Raw genomic sequence first — 25819 nt, forward strand, 5'->3', positions numbered from 1 at the left:
GTTGGATTATTTTAATTTATATGGTCCTAATTGTCTTGGTGTATGGTACCATGCTGGTCATTTCTCTTTTGCAAATAAGAAAAGTATACGAATTAGATGATTTAGAACCATATGAGGACCTCCTTCAATCAGAATACACGAAGCCTGTTTCTATTTTAGTACCGGCTTATAATGAATCCGTTGGAATATATGGGACGATTCGTTCACTTATAAGTATCGAGTATCCAGAATATGAAATTATCATTATTAATGATGGGTCAACAGATGATACGCTTGAAAAGCTAATTGAAAAATTCAAGCTGAAGAAAGTAAAGCGAGTAGTACGACGTCAATTAGATACGAAAGAAATTCGAGAAGTCTATCAATCTGCCATATATGATAATCTGTTCGTATTAGATAAAGAAAATGGAGGAAAGGCTGATGCGTTAAATGCTGGAATCAACATGTCCAGATACCCATATTTTTGCTCTTTAGATGGTGACTCTATTATTGAACGTAATGCCTTCTTAAAGGTACTGAAGCCAATCATTGAATCGGATGATGAAGTGATTGCCTCAGGAGGTAGTGTCCGAATTGCAAATGGTTGTGATATTCAAAATGGGGAAATTATTCGTACCGGCTTGTCTACAAAGCCTCTTGTAGTCATGCAAGTTATCGAATATTTGCGAGCGTTTTTAACTGGGCGTATTGGTCTTAGTAGTAATAATTTATTGTTAATTGTTTCGGGAGCATTTGGAGTATTCTCAAAGAAATGGGTTGTTGAAGCAGGTGGCTATGCTCACACAGTCGGTGAAGACATGGAACTTGTCGTAAGACTCCATCGCATGATGAAGGAAAAGAAAGAGAAGAAAAAAATTATTTATGTGCCTGATCCTGTTTGTTGGACGGAAGCACCAGAATCAATGAAATTCTTACGAAGACAACGAAAAAGATGGCATAGAGGTTTATTCGATAGCTTGTGGAAGCATAAGAAGCTTATGTTTAATCCTAAATATGGTTCGATTGGTCTTTTTTCAATGCCTTATTTCTTTTTTATTGAATTTTTAGGACCCTTAATTGAGCTTCTTGGATATCTCATTCTTATCATTTCAATTTTTACAGGAAAGATTTATTTAGAATATGCCATTCTTTTCTTCCTGCTTTCACTTATTTATGGATCGATTTACTCAATGGCTGCCGTACTACTGGAAGAGTGGAGTATGGAGCGTTATCCCAAAGTGAAGCATTTTACCATATTATTTCTAGTATCTTTAACGGAAACATTTTGGTATCGACCATTGACCGTCATTTGGCGAGTGGAAGGTATGATTGAAATGTTATTTGGTAAAAAGGGTTGGGGAGAAATGGTTAGAAAAGGTGTGTCCAATGACTAAAAAGAAAGTCTTATTAACAGTGTCGATTGTTGCGCTAGTCATCTTATTTACTTCCCCACTTTGGGTATGGCAAATGAAATCATCTAGTAGCCTTGATGTCCTCGTTATTGATAAAACTGTCCCTGACGAGAGTTATAGGGAGCATAAGGGGTTAATTTGGTTATTAAATCATCTGAAGCTTAAGAAACAAAACGATGAAGCTTATGATGTGCAAGAGGATTATGTTGGCTTTGTTCCTTCAGATAATCCACCTACATTTGATGTGAGAACTTTACCTGAAGACTTATCTCAATACGATCTTCTATATGTAGCAGATGGATATGGTGTGTATGAGGATGAGTATGTAGGAGAAAACAGAGAAGGCAATCGCTCGGAGCTATTATATGGAGGAATTACTGAGGATGAAGTTAATCAGTTAAATACATCTTTAATAGAAAACAATCAAACACTAGTTGCTGAATTTAATACCTTTGGTTCACCAACTGGACAGAAGGTACGGGATGCCTTTTACCATTTATTAAATCTTGAATGGTCTGGATGGATGGGGCGTTATTTTACTGATTTAAGTAATGCGGAGGTTCCTGTCTGGTTAAAGGGAAATTATGAAAAGCAATACGGAGAGCCTTTTACATTTGAAGGAAGAGGCCTGGTTTTTGTAAATGACCAGGATAAAGTAATTGTTTTAACGGATGAAGAGTTAAGCGATAACCCAGTGTTGTTCTCTTTTACGGATGAAGGTCAGAAGCATTTTTCTATGCAAAACCAGCTTCAATACAATTATTGGTTTGATATAGTTGAGGCTAAAAATTCATCTGAAATACAAGCAACCTATAAGCTCTCTCTTTCCAATAAAGCGGAGGAAATGTTGGCAAGTCAAGATATACCATTAGACTTTCCTGCCGTTATTCATCATCAAGACACATTATATGACACTTATTACTTTGCGGGTGATTTTGTTGATCATGAAAAGGTTCCAGATCTCTATCAATTAAGTGGACTTAGATGGTGGCAACAACTCTTTTCATCTGATGAAAAAGGAAGAACGGATGCTTTCTTCTGGAAAGTGTATCTTCCAATGATGGAAAAAATACTAACATCACAAGACCAAGCAAAAGGTAAGGAGAAAATAGTGGAACAAGAGGTTATGACAAAAGGTGAAGTAACCTATAACGGCTCTACTAATGATGAATACTTACAAGTGTATAAAAACGGAGCTTGGGAAGAGATACTTATTAAAGGCGTTAACATGGGTATTGCAAAGCCTGGAACATTTCCAGGAGAGACAGGTATTACGAAAGAAGAATATGCAAGATGGTTTGAGCAAATTAGTGAGATGAATGCAAACGCACTGCGCATATATACGATTCATCCTCCTGCCTTTTATCAGGCGCTTTATGAACATAATATAACAAGGGAAGATCCCCTCTATCTATTTCATGGAGTTTGGATAAATGAAGATAATTTTCTAAAGAAGATGGACGTTTATGATCCTGAATTTATCGAGGATTTTCAAGCCGAAATAAAACGAATTGTGGATATTATCCATGGAAATGCCACAATTGAACCAAGAGAGGGTCATGCAAGCGGAACGTACAACCATGACTTATCCCCTTATTTATTAGGCTGGGTTTTAGGGATTGAGTGGGATCCTGAAGCTGTATACGAATCAAATGAGAAGAATAAAGCAAAGACATCCTTTGAAGGAGAATACTTCAAAGTTGAAAATGGTCAGGCATTCGAGACGTGGATGGCAGAAATGATGGATTTTACAGCTACGTATGAAGCGGATCGATACCAGTGGCAGCATCCTATGAGCTTCACAAACTGGGTAACGACAGACTTGCTGAAACACCCTGCAGAACCAAGTAAAGAAGAAGATTTAGTCTCAATAGATCCGAATAAAATTAAAACGAAAGATGATTTCTATGCAGGGATGTTTGCATCCTATCATATTTATCCTTACTACCCAGATTTCCTCAACTTTGAAGAGGAATATGTAGAATATGTTGATCATCGCGGTGAAAAAAATAACTATGCGGGCTATTTACATGATATGAAAAACAATCATGATCTACCTTTAGTTGTTGCAGAATTTGGCGTACCGGCATCAAGGGGATTAACACATGAAAATGTGTATGGCCTTGACCAAGGAAATCTTTCAGAAAAAGAGCAAGGAGAGTATGTAGTCAGGCTCTTTGAGGATATTGTAGAAGAAGGTATGGCAGGTGGAATGGTCTTTTCATGGCAAGATGAATGGTTCAAAAGAACTTGGAATACGATGGAATATGATAATGAGGAAAGAAGACCGTACTGGAGTAATATACAAACAAACGAACAAGCTTTTGGCCTGTTAAGCTTTGACCCTGACACGGAAGAGACAGAGTTCATTATTGATGGTAATCCTTCGGAATGGGAAACTAGAAAAGTCGAGCCTATATACAGTGGGTCTGAAGAGGATCCAATACAACAACTTTATGTGTCAAGTGATAGTCGTGGAATCTATTTGAGGTTTGATTACAAAGAAGATTTAGTAAACCAAGATAAATTCAACACCTATATAGCTTTAGATACAATTGAGAATCAGGGGCAATCAAAAATACCAAATGTGGATGGAATAGATATTTCAGGTACTGACTTCTTAATTGAACTAAAAGGAGAAGAACAGTCAAGAGTGTTAATCGATAGTTACTATGACACGTATTATTACCACTATGGACAAATTCTAGGGATGATTCCAAAGGTTTCTTATGCGAACCAAAAGAATAATGGTATATTCCATCAAATCAACTTAACTTTAAATAAAGAGTGGACGATAAATAAAGGAGAAGAATCGATTTTCTCTCCATTTTCTAGCTATGAGACAGGAAAGCTATTATTTGCAAATGGAAACCCCGAAGTGGAAAATTCCAATACACTAGCTGACTTTTATCGAAAAGATGGAGTTCTTGAAGTACGAATTCCATGGCTCATGCTAAATGTAAAAGACCCTAGCCAGAAAGAAGTTATGGGAGATATATGGTCGGAAAAAGGCTTGGAGAGTGAAGCTACCATTGACGGAATATCTGCAAAAGTTGTAGTAGCTACTAATGATCAAGAAGTGATTCAACAGTCTTCTCCAAATGAATGGCTATACTATACATGGGAAAACTGGCAAACACCTAATTTTCATGAGCGATTAAAAAAATCGTATCCAATGGTTCAAGAAGCTTATGATCGTATAGACATACAAACGAAAAAGTAACCTTTAAATACCCAGACGTTGCTCTTATGCTATATGGTCTGGGTATTTTAAACAAAAGGGAGGAAAAAAGGTATGGCAAGAATTTTACTTGCAGAGGATGAAGAAGTATTACGTATGCTTGTCGTCGATACTCTTGAAGACGAAGGATACACAATAGATGAAGCATGTGATGGGGAAGAGGCTTACAACTTAATTAAAGAGAACGAGTATGATTTGCTTTTATTAGATTACATGATGCCAGTGTATACAGGTCTAGAATTAATTGAAATGATACGGAAAGATAACAATCAAACGCAAATCATGATGTTAAGTGCCAAGAGCCAATCCTCTGATCAACAAAAAGTGCTAGATGCAGGGGCAAATTATTTCATGTCAAAACCTTTTAGTCCTATACAGCTTGTTCAAAGAATTGAGGAGATATTAGGGGATGCTGAATAAATATATGAAAACGAGCTTAGCTAAGCAATTTAGCTTATTAACAGCGACAATCATTTTAGCATTCACATGTCTTATTGCCTCATTGCTCATTTATCAAAATAAATTAACAACAGAGTTTGAAAAGGTAAATAGCGAACTAGAAGAAAAACAAGATACCGTTTATGAATTAGATTATGCGTTTAATTTAGCTATTTCAGAAATGAGGGCACTGTTTGCATATGGCTCATTAGACGACTCTTATAAAGCAACGTATCTTGAAAATGTCATGCTTCAAAAGGATATTGTAAAAGACAAGATTCAGGTTCTTAATGGAATGAGTTTAGAAGAAGATGGTCGATTATTTTTAGAGAATACGAATGAATTTTATGAGTATTATTTTGAGAATCTTGTTCCAAAGTCAATTGATCTGTTTGAACAAGGGAAATTAGAAGAGGTTTCAAAAATTGCCACTACAGGAGAAAACGCCTCAGCAAAGATTCGTGATTTCCAATCTAGTCTACAGGACTATAGTACGGGACTAGAAGAGAAAGTTGAAACAAATTTTTATTCTCTTCAAACAAACACACTTTACAGTCAAATCGCCTTTGCTATTGCCTTATTTCTATTAATAGTGGGAATGGTCATCTTTACAAGAATGATGTTAGTCAAGATAGGAAAACCACTTCGTAAATTAACAATAGCAGCAGGAGAAATTGCTGAAGGGGAATCGGTCCTATTTACAGACACAACAAATCGTCAAGATGAGCTTGGCTTATTATCCATTGCTTTTGAGAAAATGACAAAAAGCATTCAGGATAAAGAACAAGATCTCAATGCGCAAAATGAAGAGTTATTAGCGCAGCAAGATGAACTTCAAGCCCAACAAGCAGAGCTGGAAGAGGCGTTGGAAACAACTCAGAACAGAGAGCTGGATTTAAAACGTAGAAATGACTTAGTAAAAGGGATTGCCAATTCACTAGATAAACAAGAAGTTCTTTCGAGCATCGTGAAAACCATGTGTGAAGTCATTGATGCGGATAAGGGTATTGTGGTCATGCTGGATAAAAGTCTGGACCATGCAAGTTTTGGTATTTCAAAGTTAGGAAAAGAACAATTTTTAACGCATCTTCAATCTGGTTTAATTGTTCGATTACAAGAAACGAAAAAGCCCTATTCAGTACAAAGGGAAAGTAGTGAGGCAGAAATGGCGTTCCATACGACTAAGTCTTACTGTTATGACCTTTATTTACCCGTTCTATCTGGTTCAGGAAAGATAGAAGCTGTCTTAATGTACTCTCGGTTCTCAAGGCCATTCACCGAGATAGAAATAATGGAATATGAGGCCCTTACGAAGCAGGTGGCTATTTCTTTAGATAAAATAAAAATGTACGAGCATTCTGAAAGAGAAAGAGTGTTAGTCCAAGATATTTTAGACACGATTAAAGAAGGAATACAGCTAGTTGATTCAAAAGGTTCCGTTATTCAAATTAATAAAAAGCTATGTGATATGGTCGATTGTCACTCTCAATCATTTATTGATAGTTCATACGAGACATGGATTGAAAAATTATCAGCTTCTGTTAAAAATAAACTAGAATTTAAAGCCTTCTTCCAAAGAGTTTTAGTTGAAGGAAAGGGAGAAGAAGCGTCCTTCATTTATCATCAAGAAGAACCCCTAAAGAGAGTCGTTCAAGTGTATTGTGAACCATTAAGAAGAGATGGAGAAAAAGTAGGGACAGTTATAGTGCATCGTGATATCACGAAAGAGTATGAAGTTGACTTAATGAAATCTGAGTTTGTTAGTACGGTGAGTCACGAATTGAGAACCCCGCTTGCAAGTGTATTAGGTTTTACTGAATTAATGTTAAACAAAGAGCTAAAACCAGATCGACAGAAGAAATATTTAACGACGATCTATCAAGAAGCTAAAAGGCTTACGGCATTAATCAATGACTTTTTAGATGTTCAACGAATGGAAGCTGGAAAACAAACGTATGATAAAAAATACGATGACATCTTACCACTCTTGACAAATATTGTGGAAACAACACAAATTAACACCCCGAATCATCAAATTACACTTGATGTAGCAACACATAATACGATGGTTCTTGGTGATCGAGATAAAATTGGGCAGGTCTTTAATAACCTAATAAGTAACGCAATTAAGTATTCACCAGACGGTGGTCAAGTTGAAATTAACGTATTTGAAGAGGGATCTAATCTGAAAATTGAAGTGAAAGATGAAGGGTTAGGTATACCTCCCGATGCGATTGATAAGCTGTTTACGAAGTTTTATCGTGTTGATAATTCTGACCGTAGACGTATTGGTGGAACTGGTTTAGGGTTAGCTATTGTAAAAGAAATTATGAAGGCCCATGAAGGTGAAATTGACGTTCAGTCTAAGATTAAAGAAGGAAGTACATTTACTGTAAGTTTCCCTCTAGTGATCGGCATGTATGATTCCTCACGAGATACAGAGCAAAAAGATGGAAATGAAAAAGAAGTGAATGTCATTATTGTCGAGGATGATAGTAGTTTAGCCAATCTATTAAAAACGGAATTAGAGGAAAGTCACTTTAATGTCAAAACCTTTAACGAAGGAGAGACAGCCTTAAAAGCAATAAAGCAAGAACATCCAGACGCTATCGTCCTAGATATAATGTTAAAAGAAAAAGGGATTGATGGTTGGGAAATCATTAGGCAACTAAAAGAAATAGAAGAACTAAAATCAATTCCAATCTTCATTTCATCTGCCTTAGATGAAAAAGAAAAAGGACTTGCTTTAGGTGCTAATGAATATTTAGTTAAACCGTATCAGCCAAGCAAACTCTCTAAGCTTATTCTTCAAACCCTCTTAAAAAAGGATTGGAGTGGACAAATTCTCGTACCAAGTAAAAGCTATGACGAATAAGAAGGGACATGCGCTTATTTAGGCAGTTGATCATTAATGGGTAATGGAATATTCACAACCTAAAAAAGACAATGGAAAAACGCTGTTGGTATGTAGTAAGCCAACAGCGTTTTTTAAGTCGTGCCAGCTAGCTATAGACGAAGGATCTAAATATCAAGTGAAGCCTTTCATCATTTTTATTTCTAGATAGCGCCTAGTGAAAATAGGGTATTATAGGTACACAAGCTATTTGAAAGAAAAATAAAACAGGAGGTTTTCCACTATGTTAAAAGAATTTACGATATCAACGGATAAAAGAGATGAAATGATTGACGTTACGACAGTAGTTCAACAATATGTTAATGAAACTGGTGTAAAGGAAGGAACGGTCCTTGTTTACTGTCCTCATACAACAGCAGGAATAACGATTAATGAAAATGCCGATCCAGATGTAAAAACAGATATGATTCGTCGCTTTGATGAATTATATCCATGGACCGTTGTAAGGGATCTTCATGCAGAAGGAAATACTGCAGCACATATGAAAGCAAGTACAGTGGGAGCTTCACAGACGATTATTCTGACTAACGGAAAGCTAGTGTTAGGGACATGGCAAGGTATTTATTTCTGTGAATTTGATGGACCGCGAACACGTCACTTCTACGTAAAGGTTCTTAACGATAATAGGGAATAGTTGCAGGCTTTTTTTCTTAATTTTTTTTGCTAGTTGAGTTAATTTTATAACTGGTTATTTTAAAGAAACACAGACCTACAGAATTTAGATACCTTTCACATTTAGACTATTTATCATGTGTCAGGTCTGGTTAAATTCCGCTCAATTTGCTCGCTTTTTCACGGGGCGGGAGGTGAGACTCCACGGCCTAAACGCCTTTGGGGTCTTACCTTCATCTGTCCCACACATCCTGCAGGAGTCACGCACTTCCCCTCCGTTTCAATCTTACGTCATTTTGTTCAAAGAACCTATTTAAAAGGTAACAATCTCTTAGAAAAGAGCTCAATTCATCAAGAGGTTTTATTTCAGATGATACAGTCGCTATTGATTGACACATTTTGAACCGAAAGATCCGGCACCATAAAAAGAAGGAAAGCCTAAGCAGAGTTGAAGAAACGTGGTCAAAAACCAAAGAATCATCATTCACACGTAATACCAAGGTAAATAAGAAAGAAAAGAACTGCTCTCCCATTACAAAGAGAAAAGCCTAGTACTCAGAGGGGAAAATCAGCTTGGGATTTTTTTAGGAAATGATATTCAAAGCGAAAACAGCTTTGTTGTAAGAAACAAACTTTACATAAATAAGCTGTTAGTGTGATAAAATGAAGAGAATATAATCAACAGAACTGTTCGTTTGAGGTGAACTATGGAATTTCTAGTAATCATGATATTTTTTCCTATTGGTGTTATTTTACTTACACTTTTAGGCTTCTATTTAACAAAAAAGAGCTATGTAACGCCTTCTCTTATATTTGTGTTATTCGCTTTTATTATGCTTCTTTTCTTTAATGAATCGTTTTTTATTTGGGTCGTAATTTATACAATTCTTTCCATTGTAACAACACTTCTCGTGTTATTTATAAAAAAGCTCCTAAAAAAATAATGTTATTATGATGAGGAGCGGGCGTTTTAAGAATAATTTCTTAAAATGACCCGCTCTTTTTTTCTCCAATTTATAAAGAAAAATAGTTCCTTCCCACTCTTGCTGCAATTTTTTTGGAGGTAATAAAATTCACATGCAAGCCCCTAGATAAACCTGAAGCAAATTGAAACAAATACGAATCATCGATGCGAGTAACTTGGGATAATAGATGGGCTGATTCTGTTGCGTAAGGACTCCTTTTTTTATTCAGCGACTCGACAATCCCCTCAGCTGTCTTAATCCCTATTCCATGTCCAAAGTATAGATCATTCCCTAAATCAATTACATTTTCCCCTTGCCATTGAGGTGTATTCGGATCAAATTGAGGGTTCTTAAAGTACAAACAGTCTCCAGGTAAAAAGTCATTTCCTCTTCTCGTATAGATAGGCAAATCCTCATCTGATTGCCAGTCACGTAAATAAAGTCCTTGATAGAGCCGATCAAATTGTTGATGATCTATGGAATAAAGAACTGCCGTATAGAAAATAATCACAATGGCTGTTGCACATTCAAATCCGTATAAACGACCATTCTCATAAATATCCTGAATTGCTTCTGATGGTCTTGCCTGTGGCTTTAATTTGAAACCACCCTGATTGGTTAGCTGCCAATACTGACCGTTACAATATGAGGTTCGAAAGGTTCGGAATTTCACTTTACTTGCAAGTAAATTGCGGGATGCTTGAATAATATGTTGACGAAGCATAAGTGTAAACTGAAAATGGCTATAGCTACTAAATACATAATTGTTCGGATATCGATTCATCTTTTCAACCATTTCAATTTGTTCAGGAGAAAGAGACTGAGATGAAAGTTGATTTCCACTAGCTACTTTATTTCCGATCGTAATCATAAGTTGCCTCCTCATAGTAGGGATGTAATAGAAGTATATGGAGATTGTAAGCTGGGTAGAAGTCTGGGGCGGGAAATGTGTGCTTGGTGCGGTGTAGTGGAGTGGCGAGAATGGTCGCGGTGAAAAGGATTGCGGCGAAAAGGATCACGTTGAAAAGGATCGCGGCGAAAATTGACGTAATTTGTTGTCTGAGCCCGAATCGCGGATAGAGGAGCCGGAATCGCGGAAAGAGGTGTGGGAATCGCGGAAAGAGGTGTGGGAATCGCGGAAAGAGGTGCCGGAATCGCGGAAAGAGGTGCCGGAATCGCGGATAGAAGCCTGAAAATTGCTGATGAGGGCTCGAAAATCAGGATAAAGCACTAAAATCATGGAATAAAAGACAAATCTGACAAATTACGTACCTAAAGATTATGATCGTGAAGTTTGAATGCTGCCTTTCATAATGAATTGAAATTTTTTCCGTTACGTAGAAGGAAGAAGAGGAGCTAGATGTTGCACAAAATGTCGTAAATTGTGGTATGAGCCCGAATCGCGGATAGAAGCCCCAAAATCGCGGATAGAAGCCCCAAAATCGCGGATAGAAGCCCCAAAATCGCGGATAGAAGCCCCAAAATCGCGGATAGAGCACCCAAAATCGCGGATAGAAGTCCAAGAATCGCGGATAGAGCACCCGAAATCGCGGATAGAAGCCCCAAAATCGCGGATAGAGCACCCAAAATCGATAAAGTCCATATAATTGTGTAAAAAGAAAGGAGTCATTTTATTCCTTCTTGTCAACAATGTTTAACGACCAAGAAAAACATTGAAAAGGAGAATAAAATGACTCAATTACAGTTTAGCCTAGATATGAATGTTTTAAAAGATTCAGTTATGAATTCTAATATTGATACTGTTATAAAGTCTGCAATAGTTTTAGTTTTAAATGAATTTATGGAAAAAGAAAGAGACGAATATCTCCATGCATACCCTTATGAGCGTTCTGACGAACGTAGAGATTACCGTAATGGTTACTATGAACGTGATTTAACTATGAGTGTTGGCAAGATAAAACTCAAGGTCCCTCGAACACGTCATGGTGAATTTTCACCATCTGTATTTGAGAAGTATGCACGTTGTGATCAGGCTTTGGTCCTTTCTATGTTAGAGATGGTCATTAATGGTGTATCTACTAGGAAAGTGACACATATTGTTGAACAACTCTGCGGTGAGAATATATCAAAATCATTTGTATCCTCACTTACTCAAAAATTAGATCCAATCGTGAATGACTGGGCAAAGAGACCTTTAAACATAACTTACTACCCCTTTGTTTTTGTAGATGCTATGTATATAAAAGTTCGTGAACATCAACGAGTTGTCTCTAAAGCTGTCTATATTGCTACTGCTATTACAGATAAAAACAAACGTGAAATCCTAGGATTAAGTGTTGATCATACAGAAAGCTTTGAATCCTGGAGAAACTTTTTCCAACAACTGAAATCACGTGGTCTTCAATCTCCTAAGCTTGTAATTTCCGATGCTCATCAAGGTCTTCAGAAAGCTATCCAGCGTGAATTTATTGGGACTTGTTGGCAAAGATGTAATGTCCATTTTAAGCGTAATATTTTTACCAAACTGCCAAAAAAAGATTCTACTGAGATAAAATTGATGATAAAACGTATTTTTGAAGCTGTCACAATTGAAGATATGAGAAACTTTAAAGAAGAGTTGATGGCTCAGTTTACTGACAATCATAAATATGAAAAAGCACTCGCTATCCTGGATGATGGTTTCGAAGATACCATACAATACATGAACTTTCCAGAACACATACGTTGCCATATCAGAAGTACTAATTCTCTTGAAAGATTGAATCAAGAGGTACGTAGAAGAGAGCGAGTCATACGAGTTTTTCCAAATACACAATCTGCTTTTCGACTAGTTGGCGCAGTTCTTATGCATTACCAGGATTCTATCTATTCTAAAAAGAAATCCTTAACAAAATAGTTCCTTTTTCAGCATAGCTTCCAATTGTGGGAGGATCTCATATCCAGGAATAGCTGTCAAAGTGAGGAGCCTTTGACAGCTATTCCTGGATATGAAGTGATTAACCCATGGAAGCATTGCTCGAAAAAAATGGGAGGTTAATAAAAGATTTAGAAGACGAAAGGTTGAAAAACATTGTTTAGAGTTTTTACACAATCGTTAGGACTTGACTCCAAAATCGCGGATAGAAGCCCAAGAATCGCGGATAGAGCACCCAAAATCACGAATAGAGCACCCAAAATCACTTATTAAGCTCTCTCACTGCCATTGAGTAGTCAACTTGAGCGTCCTGTTCTACCTTTTTTCATTTAGCTGCAAGATTTCACGTTTTTGAATTAGTAACTTAGAGATGCAAAGTGTTTACCTCGAGCGAGTCACAAAAAAATGGAGCAGTTTTCTCCTATTCATTTGTGCTCCTATTTGCTCGAGGTGAAAGGATGGTGAATTAGTTTTGTTTCACATTTTCTGGAATTTCTGTTTCGTTAAAATTCTCTGCAAGTCTTTTTAAATCGGTTGTTAGTTCGTCATCTGCTAAAGGAAGTCCGTGTCCACTCACAGCTATGAGGGGATTTAATGCTTCAAGCTTCTTAACGGATTCGGAAGCGGCCGTCCAGTCCGTAGTAAAGTATGCTGGTGGACCATGGATTTCTTGTTTCTGAGTCATGACTTCGTATAGTGACTCTTGTTCGACGTTTGTAAAGGCGTCACCCGCGATTAGAGCGCGATCTTGTTCTCTAAAAAGTGAGATATGGCCTGGAGTATGTCCAGGTGTGTGAATATAGCGCCACTCAGAGAGAGTTGGAATGTTCCCATCATCATTTAAAAGATTTAAGTGAGAGCTAATATCAATACTATGTCTTGGGAACATAGGTGACATTTTAGCGATAAGTCCTTCTATCTCAGGGTTTGGTGGTGGATAATTACTTTTCCCTGTTAAATACGGTGCTTCAAGTGGATGGGCATAAACTGGTACATTCCACTCTTTAAGTAAATCATGAAGTGCTCCCACATGATCAAAGTGACCGTGTGTTAGGATAATGCTCGTTAATGTAGCGTCTTCCCCAAATCTTTTTCTGGCTTCTTTCATAATGAGGTCAGCTGAGCCTGGCATTCCAGCATCAACGAGGATAAATTCATTTGATACTTTCGGATCTCCAATAAAACAAACATTTACAATTTGTACACTAAGACAAAAAATATCCGGTAACACTTCAATACCCATGCCACTAGTAACGGATGTAATCGGCATTTTTTCCAAGGAATACTCCCCCTTTCAAGTTCGAGAATAGTATCTCTTTTAAGCGTGTAAGATATGAAATAAGATTTTGGCAGTTATTTGTCTATTTATTTTCCTTATTAAAAGAACAATTAGAACGAACTACTATTCATATTAGTTTCAACCTATTGAAACTTGATTTATAATGTAAAATAAGGTAATACCTCAATAAACTAAACATACATACAAAATATAGGGAGAGTCTTAACATGTATATTGTACATTCAACCTTTCTAGTTCCAGTGGAAAAGGTAGATGAAGTTATTTCGATTTATACTACTCGATCAAAAATGGTGGACCAATATGATGGCTTTCTTGGCTTTCAGCTTTTACAAAATGAAGTGAAGAAAGGTGAGTTAACGGTTCAAATAAAGTGGAAAACGAAACAGGATTATGTGAATTGGGTTACAAGTGATGCTTATAAGAAGGTTCATGAGTTAGAAAAAAATTACCCTGATCAAGAGTTGGCTTCCATTAAACCAATCGTCCAAAGATATGAAGTGGTTGCCGAATGAAGCAGCAAGATATAGATTCTACTATTGAAAAAGTAGTGAAGGGAATATATGAATCATATCCAATTCTTCTTGAGAAATATGGAGAGCTTGGACGGAAGAAATGTAGAGAAGATAATTATCATCATTTTAAGCATTTAGATACTGCCTATACACTTCAAGAAGAAAACATCTTTATTGATTATACGCTATGGTTGAATAATATTTTAACCTCCAGGGGAATGAAAGAGGATCATATTATTGATAATTTTGAGCGCATTTCTCATGCACTAGAATCTTTTACGGATCATGAGGAAGCCGTATATTATATAAAATTACTGAATCTTGCTAGTGCAAAACTTGAGGATATAAAGAAAAAGGTGGAGTAGCTCCATCTTTTTTTGTTGAGTAAGATACACCAAGTCGAACAACTTTGCCCTAGCCTCTTTTATAAAGGTAATTTCGTCCTTTTAAAACAAGCGCCAATATAAACGGAGCAAAGGCTGTCATATAGAGATAGCTCCAATCTCTGTAAATAAGAAAATCAATGGAATAACCAAAAAGTAACAGCCAAAAGATAACAAAGTAAACAAAGGGGAAAATTTCACGCTCACTTTTCCGTATTCTACGAGTCATCACGGATTGTTTCACAAACATTTCACTCCTTTTTAGTTTAGTTTATTCTTTAAAGGGTCTTCTTATCCTCCTATTTTATCCATTTTCCTTTCACATCTTATTGATAAGATGAGACTACCGTTTTATAGTTAAATCCATTAATAGTTCAATTCTTTAATTAAATGGGGAGGTCATTTCATGAACGATCAAAAGCAAGTTGAAGAATGGATTGACAGGTATCTTGCTGTTTCTTTTTCTGCAATGAAAAAAGGGGAAAACCTTGTGAAAGAAAGTATGGGTGATTTTATCACAATTGATCAGCATTATACTTTACGGTATATACATAAAGTTGGGACTTGTACCTCCAAGGAGCTTTCAGAATTACTTAATGTAAAAAAAAGCGTGATAACGGCTATAACTAATCGTTTAATTGAAAAGGAGTTAATGAAGCGGAAACGAGATGAAAATGATCGCCGTGTGACTTATTTGACCCTTACAGATAAAGGGGAAGAGTTATTTGAGAAAACAGAAGGAAAAATACGTAGGTTAGTTGACTCGATTATCACAGGTTTTAGCCCTAGTGAAGTTGTTTCTTTTATAGAAGCGTATGAAAAGTTCAATCTGCTTTTGGATAACTATAAAGAGTGCAAAGTGCAGGAAGAAGAGTGAGAGTAATTAAAAGTGGAAAATAAGGACTGGTTTTAGAGAAATCCCGTCCTTCAAATTATTTCTCCGAGTACGAATTTTTTCCTCTACAAATAGGGCTAGACGTTCCTATTCATTTACTTTGAAGATGTGAGTGAAGGATGAGTATCGTGATAATATATAGTTACCTAGCATTAAAGTATAAGAAAAGAGCAGCTGACATTCATGTTGGGCTGCTCTTTTTCTTTAGCTAGGAAATAAACGATTCGACTAATAAGTTTACCTTAGGTTTAAAAGTGATACTGATTAAAAGAAACGAATTTGCGATTTTAACACCTCAATTTTATGATGCTTTTTCCGTTGAAAAAAGATAAGATATTGAATAGAAAATGAGCTATTTCGACAATGCTCTGCATGTTTTTTGAACGATAGGAGAAACGTAATGTCCAGTATAAATTTACGCACGTTGTTTTCACTCACTTTTTTATGTTTTGTCGTCCTGTTAACAGCTTCGATTACGTTGCTTATTTCAAATAAATCGAGTTCGGATATTGAAGCAGAAATAGGTGATTCCATTGCCGGTATTGCTTATCAGATGGCTGATAAATTGGATTTCTTTATGTGGTCACGTTATAGTGAAGTGGAATTAGTTAGTGAGATGAATCTTTTCAAAGAGTCTACTAATCTTGAAGAAATAAGAAACGTAATGAATCAACTAAATGATAGTATTCCATCATTTTCTTGGATTGGTTTAACAGATGAGCAAGGAAATATAAAGGCGGCCACAGATGATCTATTAGTAAATGAGAGTATTGCAAAACGCCCTGTTTTTAAAGAGGCAATTGAACAGCCCTTTGTCGGAGATGTTCACGAAGCTGTCTTGTTAGCGGAGTTATTACCAAACCCTACCGATGAACCTCTAGAATTTGTTGATATAAGCTTTCCAATCTATGATGATAAAAATCAATTCAAGGGCGTTTTAGCGACACATTTGAGTTGGAGTTGGTCAAAAGAGATTGAAAGGACAATTATTAAGCCATATAAAAGTAGTCTAGATCATGCGAGGAAAATGGATATTTTCATTATTCGTCCGAAAGACAAACGAATTATTTTAGGGCCTGAGAATTTAATAGGAACAACTGCTCCCGAGCTCTTGATAAGTGAAGATAATTGGAAAGTTGTCACATGGCCAGATGGGGAAAAGTACGTGACTGGTTACTCGACATCAGATGGTTACTTAACATATCCAGGATTAGATTGGCGCATTCTTGTTCGAGTCCCAGTTGAACAAGCTTTTGCATCAGTAACTCACTTACAAGAATACATCCTATTGGTGGGGGTTTTTTCTGCTGTACTTTTTGCCATTCTTGGATGGATGATCGCTGGGAAGATTGCGGATCCTTTACATGAAATTTCAAGAGCGGCTAACAAGCTTAAAAAGGGTGAAAATGTGGAGATCCCTCATTTTAAATTGATAAAAGACTTAGATATCCTTTCTTTTTCATTAAGGGAAATGGTAAAAACAATAATTCAAACAAAATCGGAATTAGGAGAAATGGAACGATTAGCTCATAAAGATTCTTTAACAGGATTACCTAATCGCATTGCGCTTTATTCCTATATAAATCATAAACTAGAAAATGAGTCGCTGAATGAGAGATATTTATTCCTATTTTTAGATTTAGATGGTTTTAAGGATATTAATGATACATATGGTCATCAAGCTGGAGATCACTTACTTAAGGTTGTGTCCTCTTGCCTTCAGGAGCTAGTAAAAACAGAAGGACTAGCTGCTCGATTGGGTGGAGATGAATTTATCTTGATCAAAAAATCTACAACGATGAATTCAACTAAAGAAGGGGAAGAGATTGGACAGTCCATTATAACTGCAATTAATAAACCTATAAGTTTAAACGAAGAAACTGAGGTTATTATTAGGTGTAGTGTTGGTGGAGCTATTTGGCCTGACTATTCTATTGAACCTGATGAGGTCATACAATTAGCAGACGAAGCACTGTATGTATCTAAGAACAAAGGGAAAAATCAATGTACCTTTTATACAAAATAATGAGGCTAGGATATCAAGTCCTAAATGATGCTAAAATGACAAATAATTTTGCTTCCGATGTTACTTATTCATGGGAAAATAAGTACGTACCATTCGCTCCATTGTATTAGGTAGGAATACTAGTATTCCAAAATCAAATAACTTTTTAAATCAAAGAGACCCGAACAAGTAGATAGTAATAACAATTGTTCGAGTTGATTATTGACTAGTATTCGTATGTCTCAGCTGCTTTTAAATTAGGGTGAAAATATGCCCTATTTTTCAGGAATAAAAAGGGTTAGACATTTACAATGAATGATTTGCTCTAATAAATTTAATAAATACCCGTAAAGAGCATCCATATAGGACGAGACCGAAAAAAGAATAGGTGTGTGTCCACCACTTGTGGGCTATATACATGTCATAATAAGAAAAGATTGGTTCGACGATAAAGGCTAAGAGTAGTGAAAAAAGCAGATAGAATAGAATATAAGAAGACCACTTAGTGGTGTATTGGTAAATCAGCATAGAACTAACGGGGATAATGACTAAGTCTGCAGGTAATAATGGCGGAAGAACTGGTATTAATTTATCTGGATATCCCCATAAACCAATTGTAACTCCAATTACATCGAGAAAAGAAGCGAGAGTAGCACTAAAAAGACCAAACGACGTCATTTCCATTAGTCTCTTTCGATCAACGATTCGCCACCAAATAAAATAGGGAACAATAGTTGCAAAGAATAGTACCCACCAAGTTAGAGCAAATAAATCATCATAATACCAATGATAAAACCCTTTATCATTTGCATCATCATGTAAACGATAAATATCGTCATACGAAGGTGTAGTCATATGTCCTCCTTAGTCGTTTTCTTCATGTTTAGTACTATTATTTTTCTCTTTAGTGAAAATATGTATGGGTATTGAAGAGAGACTTCAAAATATTGTAAGGTCTAAAAGGTTTGAAATGATACTAGAGCTTTAACTATTTGACCCAAAATAATGACTCATTGCGCCATCTTTTATTAATAGGATAGAGCAACAACATGAATGAACTAATTTTGTTTGTAAGTGTTTATAAAGTGAAGAAGAGTTCTATAAGAGATGAGAATATTGATCTTCTAAAAAAACTGTCTTTGATTAATAGGATGATAGATTTTCCTAAAAAAATGAAAACATTTTCAAAGTTTCTTATGTCTGAACCTTGCTTTCAGCTCTATTTAATGGTAAGATTAACTTAATTATTTTTGTTCGGATAAAGGCTGAAAGTAGGAAATACTTCTTTACAGAAAATGTTCCACTAAAGACGTTGTCTAGCAAGAATAGTAATACAATGTGAAAAGATTTTTTTCACACAGGAGGAAAAACAATGTTACAAGGTAAAGTTAAATGGTTCAATTCAGAAAAAGGTTTCGGTTTCATCGAAGTTGAAGGACAAGACGATGTATTCGTACATTTCTCAGCTATCCAAGGTGACGGTTTCAAAACTTTAGAAGAAGGCCAAACGGTTACTTTTGAAGTTGAGCAAGGAGCTCGTGGACCTCAAGCTGCTAACGTTCAAAAATAAGTATAACGCTGCATAAGCAGCTATAATAAAGACTCCTTTTAGGGGTCTTTTTTTCTATACTTTTTTAGACTAATAGATAGCCAACTTGTATGGATCAAGTATTAACTTGGCATTGATTCTCTTTTTGTGTTGATTTTGTCGACTTTATGGTTTAAAAAGTAGGCTGAAATAATGTTTAATGTTGATTGGAGTGGAAGGAGGGAGACTCCTGCGAGTGCAGCGTGTTAATGGGAGACCCAACAGCTCCGCAGCTTTCGAGAAGGCACCCGGATCGCTCATGGAAAGCGAAGGCTTGTAACGGAAATCAACAACTACGTTTAACAAAACTAAGCATTAAAGGCTCTTTATTTAATGATGGTGGCTAATCTCCTAGAAATGAATTAGGAACAGAGCATTTAGTATAGTATAAATAAGGAAGTATTCTAAGAAGATAAGATGCCATTAGACTTTATACAGCGCTGTTTTCATCATATGACGTATAGCAACTAAGTTTACGAAACCAGCTAAGTTAACTTATGATAGATAAAATAAGAGGTGGTGAACAGAATGAAAGTTCTAGTTGTTGAAGACAACGAAAGTGTATGTTCAATGATTGATATGTTCTTTTCGAAGGATGGAATATCAGGGGAATTTGTTCACGATGGACTTAAGGGGTATGAAAGATTTAAGAGTGAAAAATGGGATTTACTTATTCTTGATTGGATGTTACCTGGTATTGATGGTGTAACATTATGTCGTAAAATTAGGGATGAAAAATACACAGTACCAATTATTATGCTAACGGCAAAGGACAGTGAGTCAGACCAAGTTCTGGGGCTTGAAATGGGAGCAGATGATTATGTCACGAAGCCTTTTAGTCCATTAGCCTTGATGGCGAGAATAAAGGCAGTTACTAGACGATATCAAAGCTCTACACATAATCAAGTAATGGTGCAGAATGTGATTAAGACGGAACACTTTCATATAAATAAAACGACAAGAGAAGTTCTTTTACAAGGCAAAGAAATTACGAATTTGACGCCAAAGGAATTTGATCTTTTGTATTATTTTATTCAACATCCGAAACAGGTTTTTACGAGAGAACAGCTGTTAGAGAGTGTCTGGGGTTACTCTTTTTACGGTGATGAACGAACAGTTGATGTGCATATTAAAAGATTGAGAAAAAAGGTTGAAACGCCTTCAAATCCTTTCTTTCATACTGTTTGGGGAGTAGGATATAAATTTGATGAATAGCTTAAAAAACATAAAAATTAAGTATATTTACCAGCTGTTTATTAGTCATTTTAGTATTATATTTATTGCATTTCTCATCTTGAGTATTTTATTTAGTCATTATGTGGAGAACTTAGTTTATAAAAATAAGGTGAGTGAGCTAACAAGCTATGGCGAAAGTATTTTGCGGGAATTTGAACAATCGAAAAGAGAACAATCTCTGAGCCAATATAGAAGGTTTCTAAATGAACAAAATACATATTTTAGTATATTTGATTCACGTGGAAGAATTGTGTACCCATTAGCTACAGCTTCTTCACATATGAAGATAACTGAGGAAGATTGGGATAAGCTTTCTAATGGTCAAAATGTAGTGGTAAAACAAAACATCCAATGGGCTTCACAAGATGTCTCCTTAGTAGCGATTCCATCTCTGTCGAATGGTGATATTAATGGGGGCATTCTTTTAATTTCTCCGATAAGTGGATCAAGAGAGATGATAAGTGAACTTAATCAATCCTTATTTTACACCATTCTTATCGCACTTTTTGTTTCGGTATTATTAAGTTGGCTTCTTTCAAAAGTTCATGTGAACCGAATTGAGAAAATTAGAAGGGCAACGTCAAAAATAGCAAAAGGTAACTATGATGCTCACATCGAAACAGGCAATTTAGATGAAATTGATGAAATGGCAAATGATTTCAATAATATGGTGGATCAGCTTAAGTTATCAAACGAGGAAATTGTTCGTTTAGAAAACCGGAGAAGACAATTTATGGCGGATGTCTCCCATGAGCTACGAACACCGCTTACCACAATTAGTGGTGTTATTGAAGGGATGAGGAATAATATGATCCCTGAGGAAGAAAAGGAAAAAGGAATACAATTAGTGAGTGATGAAACTAAAAGACTAATTCGACTAGTAAATGAGAATCTTGATTATGAACGGATTCGATCGAACCAAATAACCTTAATGAAGGAAACAGTCCAGCTTAAGGAATTATTTGAAATAATGAATGAGCACTTAATTATGGAAGCGAAGAATAAACATAACACCATTCAACTTGATGTTGATGAAGAATGTGAAGTCCAAGTAGATTATGATCGATTCATTCAAATTTTAATTAATATTACAAAAAACAGTATTCAATTTACAGAAAACGGAACTATTTGGTTGCGTGGTAAGCAGACTTTGACAAATACCGTCATTGAAATTGAGGATACTGGAATTGGAATTGATCCAAGTGAGATTGAGTCAATTTGGAGCAGATTTTATAAAGCTGATTTATCGAGAACGAGCAATCAATTTGGAGAATTTGGATTAGGACTATCCATTGTTAAGAGGTTAGTTGAATTACATGACGGAACAATTGATGTGAAGAGTCAAAAGGGAAAGGGGACAATATTCAGAATAATTCTTCCAAAATAAAATAGGGGACTGGGACAAAAAGTAGTTCAGTCATGGTTAAACCCGAAGGATTAGGTGATCATATCCTTTCGGGTCTTATTTTTGTCTTTGATCTACATATTGTTGATTTTCGTTACATTTATTCCTTGATTCTTCATGTTTTGTTCATAGTTTAGTCATAGATGTTCGATAAGATAGAGAAACGAGTTCAAGCGAAGTACTTTCATTACATGAGAGGATAGTAGATTTCTATGAACTTAATAGGTCAAAGACTAAAGGAGTTACTATGATTGAAAAAATTTTAGCTAGCAAAAAAACAATTGTTATCTTAGCAGTTCTTATTTCTTTAGCTATAGGATTATCTGTCTTTTTAGCATTAAATAAAGATGTCGTAGCAAAGGTGGGAAGTGAGTCTGTAACAAAAGATGACTTGTACGCATTTTTTGTTTCACAAAATGGAGAAGCAGCGTTAGATTCACTTATCACTAAAAGTATTATTGAGCAAGAGGCAAAGAAGCAAGAGGTGAAAGTTTCAGATGAAGAAGTAGAAGCTGAGGTAGATGAACTTGTTTTATCCTATGGTGGAGAAGAGATGTTTAATCAAACATTAGCAACGAGTGGTTTAACGATGGAAGATGTTTTTGAAGATATGAAACTAAATCTTCAAATTGAAAAGCTTGTAGAATCTCGAATAGATGTGACGGAAGAAGAATTGCAAACGTATTTTGAGGAAAATAAGGAGTCCTTTGCAAAAACAAAGCAAATTCAAGCAAGTCATATTTTAGTTAAAGATGAAGATACGGCAAATGAAGTAAAAGATAAATTGAATGCTGGACAAGATTTCATTGAACTGGCACAAGAATATTCAACAGATACCGCATCCGCAGAATCGGGTGGTGACTTAGGATATTTTGGAGAAGGCAGTATGGTTGCTGAATTCGAAGAAGCAGCTTTTTCAATGAAAGTGGACGAAGTAAGTGAGCCAGTAAAAACCGAATATGGCTATCATATTATTAAAGTGACAGATATACAGGAAGCTTCCGAAGCAAGCTTTAATGAGAGTAAAGAAGAAATTACAACTATTTTAACTGACGAAAAAATGTCAACGGAATATCCAATCTGGCTAGAAGAGAAAAAAGAAGAATATGATGTAAAAAACTATTTAAGTAGGAACGAATAGGGACTCCGTTATATGGGGTCTTTTTTTATTACCTTGGATTAAGATTTTTGAGTGAGTAAAATGTTCCTATAAGATGTCAGGCGCCAATTCAACCTACAAATTGTAAAAGACCCTCCATACGGTAGATAAATAATGGTACAATGAAGTTAATTTTATTTTCAGAATAAAGAAAAAATGAGGGGGAGACCTTATGGAAAAGAATACGTTAGAAAAAGGGTATTTTGGAGAGTTCGGAGGTAGCTTTGTTCCGCCGGACTTAAAAAATGTTTTGGACATTTTAGATGAAAACTTTGAAAAATACAAAAATGACCCAGAGTTTGTAAAAGAATTTCATTATTATATGAAAGAGTATATCGGGAGAGAGAACCCACTTACATATGCTGAAAACTTAACGAAACAGGTGGGTGGTGCAAAAATCTATCTTAAGCGTGAAGATTTAAACCACACAGGAGCACATAAAATTAATAATGCAATTGGTCAAATTTTACTTGCAAAACGAATGGGTGCTACGCGAATTATTGCTGAAACAGGAGCAGGGCAGCATGGTGTAGCTACGGCAACAGCTTGTGCGATTGTTGGCGGAATGGATTGCACGGTTTATATGGGGAAATTAGATACTGAAAGGCAAGCATTGAATGTGTTTCGTATGGAGTTGTTAGGGGCAAAGGTAGTCCCGGTTGAAAAAGGTCAAGGACGTTTAAAGGATGCCGTGGATGAAGCGTTAAATGACTTAGTAGAGAATTATGAAAATACGTTTTATCTTTTAGGATCTGCCGTAGGACCTCATCCGTTTCCAACGATGGTCAAACACTTTCAATCAATCATAAGTGAAGAATCGAAAAAACAAATTCTAGAGAAAGAAGGCAAATTACCAAAGGCAGTTGTTGCTTGTGCTGGTGGAGGTAGTAATGCAATTGGTGCTTTCGCTCATTATCTTGATGAAAAAGATGTAAGACTTGTGGGAGTTGAGCCAGCTGAAGCGCCGTCCATTTCAGAAGGGACTCCAGCAGTTATTCATGGTTTTAAATGCTTAACATTATTAGATGAAAATGGAGATCCGAAGCCTACTTATTCTATTGCAGCGGGACTTGATTACCCTGGGATTGGCCCAGAGCATAGCTTTTTGAAAACAAGTAATCGAGCTGAATATGTGACGATTGCTGGTCAAGAAGCATTAGAAGCTTTTCAAGTATTGTCCAAAGTAGAAGGGATTATCCCAGCTTTAGAAAGTGCCCATGCAGTTGCACATGCTATGAAGCTAGCAAAAGAGCTAGATCAAGATGATTCCTTGATTGTAAATCTTTCAGGACGAGGAGATAAAGACGTCGAGCAAGTATATAAAATGCTAAAAGCATAAATATTGCGTGGATATATGTAACCACTTTTAACACCCAAAAAGGTAGCTGAACTATCTAGTTGGGTGTTTTTTTCTGGGAGTTGCTGTTATCACATCTTGTTCCTGCGTGATCTATTCCTTTATACCTATAGATCTCCTAGAATGATCGCTTGATGATGCGCTAACACACGTAGCTAAAGTGCATGTGATTATCCTTTTAGTGAGTGTCATTGCCATGGTTTACACTCTCTCCTCATTCGTATGACCGACATACGGCATTGAAGAGAGAGGTAAGTGGGAAATATCGTAGAAATAAGAAAATTACGTTTAATGAGAATGCTAGGCTTATTGGTACACTACGAGAGGCTATAACACGTATGCTTGATCAATTGAAAAAGCTCGTATCATTCATTACACTAGCGGCTATCTCACTATGGATCTTGAAGCTTTACAGGTATGTAGGTTATAGAATGTGATCTCCCTTTGGCAGGCTCTCTTGCAGGGATTTCATACCTCCTACTGATTGCACATCGGGAAAAAAACATAACATTGTTTAAAAAAATTTGATATTGAAACAAAATTTATATTAAACTGTGTAAGGACAAACTATATGTTGAAGATAAAAGTGAGGAATTTTACATGTTACATGAATTTAAGATAGATGTACCTTATAAAGTAGTTGATCAGCTAACAGATCAGTTGAATGCAGTTGGTATTTATCATCTTTATTACGAATCACCAATTGAAATTATTAAAGTTCAAAATGGATACGGATATGAAGAGAAGGAAGAACAAGAGGTTGAATTAAAGATCTACGCAAGTGATATAGAAGTCGAGAATCTTCCTGAAGCTTATTTTTCCCTTATCACTGAAACACTCTCCATCTCAAAGGATGATATTGTTCACTCTGCTCAAGATGAGACGGACTGGGAGCAATCCTATGATTTTAACGACATTGATTTAGGGAATAATTGGATGATTCAATATCCTTCTTCAACGGAAAACTACGAAAATAAAAATGTGTTGAAGTTTGATCCTCTTGCTGCTTTTGGTACAGGATTACATGAAACGACACAGGGTTGTTTACGAATGATTCTTGAAAAAGAATTTAAAGGGAAAACCGTATTAGATTTAGGAACTGGGTCAGGTATGCTTGCTATTGCAGCTTCTCTTAAGGGAGCAAGCAAAGTGGTAGCTGTGGATTATGAGGATGTGGCAAGAGAGCTATTGCATAACGCAGAATTGAATTCAGTAGTGAATGATCTTCAAGTTGTACAAGCAGATCTTATTACTGGAGAATATAAAATTACAGATCATTATGACTATATTTTCATTAATATCGGTGCAAATGAAACAATGAGTATTATTGATCGACATCAGCTTTTACACTTTAGTAATGAATTTATCATCTCTGGTCTTGTTGAATGGCACATTGATCAGCTTATTGAGAAGTTTCAGGTAGAAGGATTTTCAATTAAGGAAAAAACACAAACAAATGAATGGGTAACAATTCACTTTACAAAAGCGTAAGAGTTTCTAAAGGTGGTTCTAATTGAATCATCTTTTTTTGTTGCTGATTATA

The 25819-nt window shown here is 36.0% G+C and carries 22 protein-coding genes; 18 read left to right on the forward strand and 4 right to left on the reverse strand.

The window, feature by feature from the left end:
• Positions 1–20 precede the first annotated feature (20 nt).
• From A9C19_RS03560 to A9C19_RS22670, 6 genes are all read left to right on the forward strand, one after another.
• Positions 21–1373, forward strand: a complete 1353-nt coding sequence (locus A9C19_RS03560) for a glycosyltransferase family 2 protein (protein ID WP_072581724.1) — start codon at positions 21–23, stop codon at positions 1371–1373.
• Positions 1366–4614 (forward strand): hypothetical protein, encoded by a 3249-nt coding sequence (locus tag A9C19_RS03565; RefSeq protein WP_072578687.1) that lies wholly within the window; start codon positions 1366–1368, stop codon positions 4612–4614. Before A9C19_RS03560 ends, A9C19_RS03565 begins: the two co-directional genes overlap by 8 nt.
• A gap of 72 nt (positions 4615–4686) precedes the next feature.
• A complete protein-coding gene (locus A9C19_RS03570; protein WP_072578688.1) occupies positions 4687–5052 on the forward strand; it encodes a response regulator transcription factor in 366 nt (121 codons plus the stop codon).
• A complete protein-coding gene (locus A9C19_RS03575) occupies positions 5042–7945 on the forward strand; it encodes an ATP-binding protein (RefSeq protein ID WP_072578689.1) in 2904 nt (967 codons plus the stop codon). Before A9C19_RS03570 ends, A9C19_RS03575 begins: the two co-directional genes overlap by 11 nt.
• A gap of 262 nt (positions 7946–8207) precedes the next feature.
• Positions 8208–8618, forward strand: a complete 411-nt coding sequence (locus A9C19_RS03580) for a secondary thiamine-phosphate synthase enzyme YjbQ (RefSeq protein WP_072578690.1) — start codon at positions 8208–8210, stop codon at positions 8616–8618.
• 703 nt (positions 8619–9321) lie between these two features.
• Positions 9322–9540 (forward strand): DUF2651 family protein, encoded by a 219-nt coding sequence (locus A9C19_RS22670; protein WP_420835816.1) that lies wholly within the window; start codon positions 9322–9324, stop codon positions 9538–9540.
• 70 nt (positions 9541–9610) lie between these two features.
• Here A9C19_RS22670 and A9C19_RS03590 read toward each other — a convergent pair whose 3' ends face one another.
• Both A9C19_RS03590 and A9C19_RS21450 read right to left on the reverse strand, forming a co-directional pair.
• Positions 9611–10432, reverse strand: a complete 822-nt coding sequence (locus A9C19_RS03590; protein WP_072578692.1) for a protein-glutamine gamma-glutamyltransferase — start codon at positions 10430–10432, stop codon at positions 9611–9613.
• 485 nt (positions 10433–10917) lie between these two features.
• Entirely contained in the window at positions 10918–11148 is a 231-nt protein-coding gene (locus A9C19_RS21450) for a hypothetical protein (protein ID WP_145925772.1), read from the reverse strand.
• A gap of 103 nt (positions 11149–11251) precedes the next feature.
• On the opposite strand from A9C19_RS21450, the gene A9C19_RS03595 reads away from it, so the two are divergent.
• Positions 11252–12418 (forward strand): IS256 family transposase, encoded by a 1167-nt coding sequence (locus tag A9C19_RS03595; protein ID WP_072578625.1) that lies wholly within the window; start codon positions 11252–11254, stop codon positions 12416–12418.
• A 484-nt stretch (positions 12419–12902) separates the two neighbouring features.
• Here the strand turns inward: A9C19_RS03595 and A9C19_RS03600 are convergent, their stop codons facing one another.
• Positions 12903–13706 carry an MBL fold metallo-hydrolase gene (locus tag A9C19_RS03600; protein WP_072581725.1) on the reverse strand — a complete coding sequence of 268 codons (804 nt, stop codon included), beginning with the start codon at positions 13704–13706 and terminating at the stop codon, positions 12903–12905.
• A gap of 236 nt (positions 13707–13942) precedes the next feature.
• Between A9C19_RS03600 and A9C19_RS03605 the strand changes: the two genes are divergently transcribed.
• The 4 genes from A9C19_RS03605 (at position 13943) to A9C19_RS03625 (ending at position 17552) form a co-directional block, all read left to right on the forward strand.
• Positions 13943–14248: an antibiotic biosynthesis monooxygenase family protein gene (locus A9C19_RS03605; protein ID WP_072578693.1), complete on the forward strand. Its 306-nt coding sequence runs from the start codon at positions 13943–13945 to the stop codon at positions 14246–14248.
• Entirely contained in the window at positions 14245–14613 is a 369-nt protein-coding gene (locus A9C19_RS03610; protein ID WP_072578694.1) for a hypothetical protein, read from the forward strand. The genes A9C19_RS03605 and A9C19_RS03610 overlap by 4 nt, the downstream gene beginning before the upstream one ends.
• A 424-nt stretch (positions 14614–15037) precedes the next feature.
• Positions 15038–15508 carry a MarR family winged helix-turn-helix transcriptional regulator gene (locus tag A9C19_RS03620; protein ID WP_072578696.1) on the forward strand — a complete coding sequence of 157 codons (471 nt, stop codon included), beginning with the start codon at positions 15038–15040 and terminating at the stop codon, positions 15506–15508.
• Positions 15509–15926: 418 nt separating this feature from the next.
• Positions 15927–17552 (forward strand): sensor domain-containing diguanylate cyclase, encoded by a 1626-nt coding sequence (locus A9C19_RS03625; protein WP_072578697.1) that lies wholly within the window; start codon positions 15927–15929, stop codon positions 17550–17552.
• 285 nt (positions 17553–17837) lie between these two features.
• On the opposite strand, the gene A9C19_RS03630 is transcribed toward A9C19_RS03625, so the two are convergent.
• Positions 17838–18386, reverse strand: coding sequence for a CBO0543 family protein (locus tag A9C19_RS03630; RefSeq protein ID WP_072578698.1), 549 nt, complete (start codon positions 18384–18386; stop codon positions 17838–17840).
• A 517-nt stretch (positions 18387–18903) separates the two neighbouring features.
• Between A9C19_RS03630 and A9C19_RS03640 the strand changes: the two genes are divergently transcribed.
• From A9C19_RS03640 to A9C19_RS03665, 7 genes are all read left to right on the forward strand, one after another.
• Positions 18904–19101: a cold-shock protein gene (locus A9C19_RS03640; protein ID WP_026558957.1), complete on the forward strand. Its 198-nt coding sequence runs from the start codon at positions 18904–18906 to the stop codon at positions 19099–19101.
• Positions 19102–19328: 227 nt separating this feature from the next.
• On the forward strand, positions 19329–19466 hold the full coding sequence (locus tag A9C19_RS21660) for a hypothetical protein (RefSeq protein WP_158515051.1): 138 nt from the start codon (positions 19329–19331) through the stop codon (positions 19464–19466).
• Between the two features lie 181 nt (positions 19467–19647).
• Entirely contained in the window at positions 19648–20334 is a 687-nt protein-coding gene (locus A9C19_RS03645) for a response regulator transcription factor (protein ID WP_072578700.1), read from the forward strand.
• On the forward strand, positions 20327–21742 hold the full coding sequence (locus A9C19_RS03650) for a sensor histidine kinase (protein WP_199445809.1): 1416 nt from the start codon (positions 20327–20329) through the stop codon (positions 21740–21742). Before A9C19_RS03645 ends, A9C19_RS03650 begins: the two co-directional genes overlap by 8 nt.
• A gap of 265 nt (positions 21743–22007) precedes the next feature.
• A complete protein-coding gene (locus A9C19_RS03655) occupies positions 22008–22901 on the forward strand; it encodes a foldase protein PrsA (protein WP_072578701.1) in 894 nt (297 codons plus the stop codon).
• Positions 22902–23091: 190 nt separating this feature from the next.
• Positions 23092–24258, forward strand: a complete 1167-nt coding sequence (gene trpB, locus A9C19_RS03660) for a tryptophan synthase subunit beta (RefSeq protein ID WP_072578702.1) — start codon at positions 23092–23094, stop codon at positions 24256–24258.
• Between the two features lie 618 nt (positions 24259–24876).
• On the forward strand, positions 24877–25767 hold the full coding sequence (locus A9C19_RS03665) for a 50S ribosomal protein L11 methyltransferase (protein ID WP_072578703.1): 891 nt from the start codon (positions 24877–24879) through the stop codon (positions 25765–25767).
• The last annotated feature ends 52 nt before the right edge of the window (positions 25768–25819 follow it).

The organism is Bacillus weihaiensis, from assembly GCF_001889165.1.
Classification (GTDB): domain Bacteria; phylum Bacillota; class Bacilli; order Bacillales; family Bacillaceae; genus Metabacillus; species Metabacillus weihaiensis.

What these genes read in the sequence shown, in the direction of transcription:
- A9C19_RS03560 (WP_072581724.1), top strand. Translation starts at nt 21, where the DNA reads ATGGTCCTAATTGTCTTGGTGTATGGTACCATGCTGGTCATTTCTCTT.
- A9C19_RS03565 (WP_072578687.1), top strand. Translation starts at nt 1,366, where the DNA reads ATGACTAAAAAGAAAGTCTTATTAACAGTGTCGATTGTTGCGCTAGTC.
- A9C19_RS03570 (WP_072578688.1), top strand. Translation starts at nt 4,687, where the DNA reads ATGGCAAGAATTTTACTTGCAGAGGATGAAGAAGTATTACGTATGCTT.
- A9C19_RS03575 (WP_072578689.1), top strand. Translation starts at nt 5,042, where the DNA reads ATGCTGAATAAATATATGAAAACGAGCTTAGCTAAGCAATTTAGCTTA.
- A9C19_RS03580 (WP_072578690.1), top strand. Translation starts at nt 8,208, where the DNA reads ATGTTAAAAGAATTTACGATATCAACGGATAAAAGAGATGAAATGATT.
- A9C19_RS22670 (WP_420835816.1), top strand. Translation starts at nt 9,322, where the DNA reads ATGATATTTTTTCCTATTGGTGTTATTTTACTTACACTTTTAGGCTTC.
- A9C19_RS03590 (WP_072578692.1), bottom strand. Translation starts at nt 10,432, where the DNA reads ATGATTACGATCGGAAATAAAGTAGCTAGTGGAAATCAACTTTCATCT.
- A9C19_RS03595 (WP_072578625.1), top strand. Translation starts at nt 11,252, where the DNA reads ATGACTCAATTACAGTTTAGCCTAGATATGAATGTTTTAAAAGATTCA.
- A9C19_RS03600 (WP_072581725.1), bottom strand. Translation starts at nt 13,706, where the DNA reads ATGCCGATTACATCCGTTACTAGTGGCATGGGTATTGAAGTGTTACCG.
- A9C19_RS03605 (WP_072578693.1), top strand. Translation starts at nt 13,943, where the DNA reads ATGTATATTGTACATTCAACCTTTCTAGTTCCAGTGGAAAAGGTAGAT.
- A9C19_RS03610 (WP_072578694.1), top strand. Translation starts at nt 14,245, where the DNA reads ATGAAGCAGCAAGATATAGATTCTACTATTGAAAAAGTAGTGAAGGGA.
- A9C19_RS03620 (WP_072578696.1), top strand. Translation starts at nt 15,038, where the DNA reads ATGAACGATCAAAAGCAAGTTGAAGAATGGATTGACAGGTATCTTGCT.
- A9C19_RS03625 (WP_072578697.1), top strand. Translation starts at nt 15,927, where the DNA reads ATGTCCAGTATAAATTTACGCACGTTGTTTTCACTCACTTTTTTATGT.
- A9C19_RS03630 (WP_072578698.1), bottom strand. Translation starts at nt 18,386, where the DNA reads ATGACTACACCTTCGTATGACGATATTTATCGTTTACATGATGATGCA.
- A9C19_RS03640 (WP_026558957.1), top strand. Translation starts at nt 18,904, where the DNA reads ATGTTACAAGGTAAAGTTAAATGGTTCAATTCAGAAAAAGGTTTCGGT.
- A9C19_RS21660 (WP_158515051.1), top strand. Translation starts at nt 19,329, where the DNA reads ATGGGAGACCCAACAGCTCCGCAGCTTTCGAGAAGGCACCCGGATCGC.
- A9C19_RS03645 (WP_072578700.1), top strand. Translation starts at nt 19,648, where the DNA reads ATGAAAGTTCTAGTTGTTGAAGACAACGAAAGTGTATGTTCAATGATT.
- A9C19_RS03650 (WP_199445809.1), top strand. Translation starts at nt 20,327, where the DNA reads ATGAATAGCTTAAAAAACATAAAAATTAAGTATATTTACCAGCTGTTT.
- A9C19_RS03655 (WP_072578701.1), top strand. Translation starts at nt 22,008, where the DNA reads ATGATTGAAAAAATTTTAGCTAGCAAAAAAACAATTGTTATCTTAGCA.
- trpB (WP_072578702.1), top strand. Translation starts at nt 23,092, where the DNA reads ATGGAAAAGAATACGTTAGAAAAAGGGTATTTTGGAGAGTTCGGAGGT.
- A9C19_RS03665 (WP_072578703.1), top strand. Translation starts at nt 24,877, where the DNA reads ATGTTACATGAATTTAAGATAGATGTACCTTATAAAGTAGTTGATCAG.